Source organism: Rahnella sp. RcJ3, assembly GCF_009498575.1.
GTDB classification, from domain to species: domain Bacteria; phylum Pseudomonadota; class Gammaproteobacteria; order Enterobacterales; family Enterobacteriaceae; genus Rahnella; species Rahnella aceris.
The window spans coordinates 480,448-486,660 of sequence record NZ_QSNX01000002.1 but is presented as its reverse complement, the minus strand read 5'-3'; the positions used below and the strand labels follow the sequence as shown (position 1 = coordinate 486,660).

Annotated in this window: 6 protein-coding genes; 4 read left to right on the top strand and 2 right to left on the bottom strand. The window is 49.2% G+C overall.

The genetic code is table 11. The features are described from left to right. The first annotated feature begins 315 nt into the window (after positions 1-315). Entirely contained in the window at positions 316-1,785 is a 1,470-nt protein-coding gene (locus tag DXU84_RS04795; RefSeq protein ID WP_013574657.1) for a mannitol dehydrogenase family protein, read from the top strand. A 60-nt stretch (positions 1,786-1,845) separates the two neighbouring features. Here the strand turns inward: DXU84_RS04795 and DXU84_RS04790 are convergent, their stop codons facing one another. Then, the gene (locus tag DXU84_RS04790) at positions 1,846-2,577 is read right to left on the bottom strand and encodes an FCD domain-containing protein (protein ID WP_013574656.1); all 732 of its coding nucleotides are present in this window, start codon (positions 2,575-2,577) and stop codon (positions 1,846-1,848) included. 249 nt (positions 2,578-2,826) lie between these two features. After that, complete coding sequence (locus DXU84_RS04785) at positions 2,827-3,138, bottom strand: hypothetical protein (protein ID WP_013574655.1); 312 nt, start codon at positions 3,136-3,138, stop codon at positions 2,827-2,829. A 214-nt stretch (positions 3,139-3,352) separates the two neighbouring features. Here DXU84_RS04785 and DXU84_RS04780 point away from each other — a divergent pair, with 214 nt between their 5' ends. The 3 genes from DXU84_RS04780 to mepS all read left to right on the top strand — a co-directional run bounded on the left by DXU84_RS04780 (position 3,353) and on the right by mepS (position 6,104). Then, on the top strand, positions 3,353-4,327 hold the full coding sequence (locus DXU84_RS04780; RefSeq protein WP_153374963.1) for a GTP-binding protein: 975 nt from the start codon (positions 3,353-3,355) through the stop codon (positions 4,325-4,327). A gap of 60 nt (positions 4,328-4,387) precedes the next feature. Beyond that, on the top strand, positions 4,388-5,101 hold the full coding sequence (locus tag DXU84_RS04775; RefSeq protein WP_013574653.1) for a phosphatase PAP2 family protein: 714 nt from the start codon (positions 4,388-4,390) through the stop codon (positions 5,099-5,101). Positions 5,102-5,528: 427 nt separating this feature from the next. Further along, positions 5,529-6,104 carry a bifunctional murein DD-endopeptidase/murein LD-carboxypeptidase gene (mepS, locus tag DXU84_RS04770; protein ID WP_013574652.1) on the top strand — a complete coding sequence of 192 codons (576 nt, stop codon included), beginning with the start codon at positions 5,529-5,531 and terminating at the stop codon, positions 6,102-6,104. Positions 6,105-6,213 lie beyond the last annotated feature (109 nt).

The window sequence follows — 6,213 nt, the reverse complement described above, 5'->3', positions numbered from 1 at the left end:
GTCCATGATGAGCATGAACCCTTTTTACACGAGCCACCGGATCGGTCAACTGATCCTTAAACGATCGGCATTACGCTGCGGCGTTCCTTTTTTATTGTCTGCATTTTGCGATTAATCCTTCAGACAGTGGATCTGCATCACAAAATGAGTGGCTATCTGGACTTACCAATTCCCCTTTCTATCATATGACTTTACACTCTAAGCCCTGATTTCGGCTTAAATCGTCGCTTTATCCAGCATAAAATTCAACTGACGGGTAAATAGCCCCAATTTGGCCTGACCAATTATTTATTTCTGACTTGCCTGGAGTATTGCATGAAAACTATTGCCACAGCGTCCCTGCCTGCAGCAGTGTCATTGCCTGCTTATGATCGCGATGTGTTAAAAAGCCGTATTGTTCATCTCGGATTTGGTGCCTTCCATCGCGCTCACCAGGCGCTACTGACCAACCGCGTGCTGAACCTCCAGGGGGGCGACTGGGGCATTTGCGAAATTAGCCTGTTCGGCAATGAAACGCTGATCCAGAGTTTGCGTCAGCAAAATCATCTGTTTACCGTGCTGGAAAAAGGCGCGGACGGCAATCAGGCGATTATCATCGGCTCTGCACATGAATCTGTGCACGGCGGGATTGACGGGCTGGAAGCAGTACTTGAAAAACTCACTGAGCCACAGATCGCGATTGTTTCCCTGACCATCACTGAAAAAGGTTATTGCATTGAGCCGGGCACCGGCGAACTGGATCTGCAAAATCCAAAAATTCAGCAGGATCTGGCGGGCGGTCAGGCGCCGGGTACCGCTCCGGGCGTTTTAGTCGAAGCCCTGCGTTTACGTCATGAGCGCGGCTTACCAGGCTTCACCGTTTTATGCTGCGATAACATTCCTGAAAACGGTCTGGTGGTAAAAAACGCCGTACTGGGCATGGCGAAAGCACGTTCCGCAGAACTGGCTGAATGGATCGCCGGAAACGTCTCTTTCCCAAGCACCATGGTTGACCGTATTGTTCCTGCCGCGACGGAAAATACGCTGGAAGAAATCACCGAAGCCCTCGGAGGTGTGACCGATCCTTGCGGTATCGCCTGTGAACCCTTCATTCAGTGGGTCGTGGAAGACCATTTCGTGGCGGGCCGTCCGGACTGGGAAAAAGCTGGCGCACAGATGGTTGCCGACGTTTTGCCTTTCGAACAGATGAAGCTGCGCATGCTGAACGGCAGCCACTCTTTCCTCGCCTATCTCGGCTATCTGGCCGGTTATCAGCACATCAACGATTGTATGGAAGATGCCAACTATAAGGCCGCTGCCCATCATCTGATGCTGCATGAACAAGCTCCGACGCTGAGCGTCGAGGGTGTTGATCTCGGTGCGTATGCTGACAGCCTGATTGCACGTTACAGCAACCCGGCGCTGAAACACCGAACCTGGCAAATCGCGATGGACGGCACCCAGAAACTGCCACAGCGTATGCTCGATTCCATCCGCTGGCATGTTAAAAATGGTGGTTCCTATGAATTACTGGCGCTGGGCGTGGCAGGCTGGATGCGTTATGTCGGTGGTACTGATGATGCCGGGCAGTCCATTGAGATTAAAGATCCGATGGCTGAAACCGTCGCTAAAATTGTGGCATCAACCGAAGATGGCGAACCGCGGGTGAAAGCCCTGCTGGCCCTGACGGGCGTATTCGGTGAGCAATTGCCTCATGAAGAGAAAGTCGTAGCGGCCATACTGAGCGCGTATGCCGATCTGCAAAGAATTGGCGCGAAGAAAACCGTGGCAAAATACGTAGGTTAAGCCCGGCAACTGAAGCTAAGAACGGCTGCTGCGGCAGCCGTTCTTATTTGTGCGGCGGTATCAGTCGTTCAGTTCTGAGGGGACTGAGGAAAAAAGGAATCCGTCAAAAGACGGATCATCAGCATCCGAAACCTGTAACAGCATATCTTTGACATTTTCCAGATGCTGCCACATCGCCTGCTTGGCGGCTTTCGGATCCCTGCGAAGTACTGCCTGCAAGATTGTCTGATGGTCCTGCAACCAAATCTGACTGTAGTTTTTATCGCCGACATGCTGATGGATCCCCTGCCACATTGAGCTGCGCTGGCGGATCAGCCACAGATCATCCACCAGTTTAACCAGCACACTGTTCTGGGAAGCCTGCGCCAGCAAGGCATGAAACCGCTGATCTTCAGCATCATCGGAGACGCCACGTGCAATGCATTCTCGCTGTGCATCAATGGCATCGCGCATTTGCAGAATATCCGTCTTAGTGGCCTGCATCGCCGCAAAAGCCGCGACTTCGCTTTCCAGCAATTGCCGCGCCTGTAATAACTCGAACGGGCCATATCCGCTGTCAGCGCTTTCCGGCTGGCTATCTTCCGGTTGATGCAATACATAGACGCCGGAACCTTTACGCACTTCGACCACTTTTTCCAGCTCCAGCATGATCAGCGCTTCACGCACTACACTTCGGCTGACGGAATAAGATTCCGCAATGTCACGCTCCGGAGGGAGGCGATCGCCAGGGGCATATTTTCCGGCATGGATATCGCGACGTAAATGACCGCCTATCTCCTGATAAAGTCGCATGTTTTTGCCCCTTTCACTGACACAAGCTCAATTGGTCTGACATCTGATTAATCGTTCTGATGCCTGAAATAAGAGAGAAAATTATAACATGTCAGCAAAAAGGGAAAGGACAGGAATAGAAAACTGACGGCCCGATCAAGATTGGGCCAGCCAGTTCATAAAGTTGTCCGGCCACATAACGATACATTGCATTACCGCGCTCAATGACCGGAGCGAAACATATTAACGATACTAACTATTTACGGCTGCTTAGTTATAACTCACCGTCATCACCGCAAGGCGAGGATCATTATTAATATGCCGCGTGGTGACCTGCCCGAGAGACAAAGGCAAGGCGAAAGAAGAAGGATTTTGCGCATTCAGCGTATGAACTTGCCTCACCTGTTTTCCGCCACGATCACAGTCGCTGATCACCGCATTACGTGCGGCACTGACGTGACATCCTCCGTCAACAATTGACCCGGTAATATGAATAATTCCGCCTGTTGCAGCGGCACTGGCAAACTGAATCGTCCCTGAGGCCATGACTCCCAAAAACAGTACACAGGTAATTCTGTTCATGGTGACACCTCATCATAACTATTAATTTTAAAGTTCCCGTAACCACAATTTAACATTAATACATCTAATTGAATTTACACGTCTGGAGGCAAAATAAATCTTGCTTGCCTGCCGGCAAAAATAAGCAATCCATGTCTTACATCGGCGCAACGCTGGATTTTCTTAAGGAGTCGCTGCACATTGGCGGGGAATTTTTCAAAAAGGATGTGCAACCATGACCAAAACCAACCTGATCACCGGCTTTCTGGGAAGCGGAAAAACCACCACGCTGCGCCACCTTCTGGCTCAGAAGCCTGAAGGTGAAAAGTGGGCCGTGCTGGTGAATGAATTCGGCGAAGTCGGCATTGATGGTGCATTACTGGCTGACAGTGGGGCGGTTTTGAAGGAAATCCCCGGTGGTTGCATGTGCTGTGTGAACGGATTGCCAATGCAGGTCGGTCTGAATATGTTATTGCAGCAGGCTAAACCTGACCGCTTGCTGATAGAACCCACCGGGCTGGGGCATCCGAAACAGATTCTTTCTTTACTGACGTCTGACGTTTACAGCAACTGGCTGACACTCAATGCCACGCTTTGCCTGCTGGATCCGCGTCAGTTAAGCGATCAGCGGGTGACTGATAATGAAAACTTTCGCGATCAGTTAGCCGCAGCAGACATTATCGTGGCAAATAAGTCTGATGTGACGCAGGCGCAGGACACGCAGAAGCTGGACGAATGGTATCAGCAGAATGGTCACGAGCGACTTCTGGTGACGGCTTCGCAAGGTGAGATCGACCTGACATTACTTGATTTTCCGCGCCAGAATCTGGTTGAGTTACCGCAAGGTAAACATCATCACGCTCACGCCGCTAAACAAGGACTGGCTGCACTGAGCCTGCCGGGAAAACAGCGCTGGCGTCGCGCACTGAATCAGGCAGACGGTTATACCAGTTGCGGGTGGATATTTGATGGCGAAACGCAGTTTGAGACCGCAGGCATTCTCGACTGGGCGCGCGCGGTGCAGGTTGATCGCGTCAAAGGGGTTATACGCATTAAAGAAGGCACATTACTGATTAACCGTCAGGGCAATGACTTACACATTGAAACAAAAGCGGTGGCGCCGTTAGACAGCAGAATTGAGCTTATTACGCAAAATGAAGTGCAGTGGAATGCAATACAATCCTCCTTGTTGAAGATTCGTTTAAGTTGATCAGATTAAGTTAACGCTAACTAAGTTATTCCTTACTTTGCTAAGAATAGGTCTTCCTTTATGTGGCGCCGCAATATTCCCGCAATCCTGATACTCAATGTATTGGGTGTTGCCTTATTTTTATCTTTCTATTTGCCAGCAAACCATGGTTTCTGGTTCCCGATTGATAAATCGATTTTCTTCTTTTTTAATCAACATCTGGCCACTGATGCGTGGTTCCTGCACCTGGTCGCCGTGACCAATAATCGTGCCTTTGATCTGATTTCATTGCTGGCGATGGGAATCCTGTATCTGAGCTATTTCCTGAAGCAGGATAGCGACGGGCGTCGCCGGTACATCATTATTGGTGTCGTGATGTTGCTGACTGCCGTTGTGCTCAACCAGCTCGGACATTTATTGCCTGTCAGCCATAAAAGCCCGTCACTCAGCTTCCCGGGCGTAAACCGCGTGAGCGAACTGACCGGCATTCCCACCAAAGATGCTTCCAGCGACAGCTTCCCCGGCGACCATGGCATGATGCTAATTATTTTTTCATGCTTTATGCTGCGCTACCTGAGTAAGTCAGCATTCGCTGTCGCCTTGATCATCACCCTCATCTTCTCACTCCCACGCGTGATGATTGGTGCACACTGGTTTACTGATATCGCGGTCGGCTCAATGTCCGTCGTGCTGGTCGGTGCCAGCTGGTGGCTGATGACACCAGCCAGCGATACGCTGATTAACTGGCTTGATCAAAAATTACCCGGTAAAAAAAATCCTAAGACACACGCATAATTTTGGATGCATACATAATATTTATGGCCCGGCAGATCTTTATGATTTGCCGGGCCTTTTTAAAGGATGTTTCTCAACGCCTCTGCGCTGTATTATGTCCCCTGAACGCGCTATTGATGCGGTTTTAACCCAAATTCGCGTAAAGATCACACAGCATTTTTAACATGTTTACTTACATCACCTTACATCACAATTTCTTATAAAAAATCTCATAATACCTCTCGCAATCACCTGTTCATTACGGTAATCTCCAATTCGCCTGTATAGAATTGTGTTAAAAACACCCCGGTTCAGGAAAAAAACGTGCTGCGACGCACATTTCCTCCCCCTGGTATTTGTCCCACAGATATATGGCAGGTAATCTCGCTTCGTTTGGCAATTTTAATAACGATTTCATCGTTAAGGACAGCAAGGGATAACAACAATAATGGTCAAGTCTCAACCGTTTCTGAGATATATCACGCGGATAATTCCCGCGATTGGTGCAGCAATTATTCTTTCTGCATGTAGTGGTACACATTCTTCGAACACAGAAAACGCGCAAACTGATATGCGTGCAGTAAATGGCAATGATGGCCTTCTACTGCAAGCCTCTCAGGATGAATTCGAAGCAATGGTTCGCAACGTCAACGTTAAATCCAAAATTATGGATCAGTACGCTGGCTGGAAAGGCGTTCGTTATCGGTTGGGCGGTGACAGCAAGCGTGGTATCGATTGCTCAGCGTTCGTTCAGGTAACATTCCGCGAACAATTTGGTATGGATTTACCTCGTTCAACCTATGAACAGGAAGAGAAAGGCAAGAAAATCCAGCGCACGAAACTGCGTCCGGGTGATCTGGTTCTGTTCCGTGCGGGTTCAACAGGCCGTCACGTCGGCATTTATTTAGGTAACGATCAGTTTGTACATGCATCCACCAGCAACGGTGTGATGATTTCAAATCTGAAAGAGTCCTACTGGAATGCACGTTATCGTGAAGCAAGACGAGTTTTAGCTAACGGCTGATCCCGTTACCTTATGATTTAGTTCTTGTTGTCCTATGCCAAGCGAATAAAAAAACGTCATCTTTGGATGGCGTTTTTTTATGCCTGTAATAAAGTGTATGAAGTGTCTG

Excerpts from the sequence above, each read along its gene's own strand:
- mepS (WP_013574652.1), top strand. The coding sequence starts at position 5,529 with ATGGTCAAGTCTCAACCGTTTCTGAGATATATCACGCGGATAATTCCC.
- DXU84_RS04775 (WP_013574653.1), top strand. The coding sequence starts at position 4,388 with ATGTGGCGCCGCAATATTCCCGCAATCCTGATACTCAATGTATTGGGT.
- DXU84_RS04790 (WP_013574656.1), bottom strand. The coding sequence starts at position 2,577 with ATGCGACTTTATCAGGAGATAGGCGGTCATTTACGTCGCGATATCCAT.
- DXU84_RS04795 (WP_013574657.1), top strand. The coding sequence starts at position 316 with ATGAAAACTATTGCCACAGCGTCCCTGCCTGCAGCAGTGTCATTGCCT.
- DXU84_RS04780 (WP_153374963.1), top strand. The coding sequence starts at position 3,353 with ATGACCAAAACCAACCTGATCACCGGCTTTCTGGGAAGCGGAAAAACC.
- DXU84_RS04785 (WP_013574655.1), bottom strand. The coding sequence starts at position 3,138 with ATGAACAGAATTACCTGTGTACTGTTTTTGGGAGTCATGGCCTCAGGG.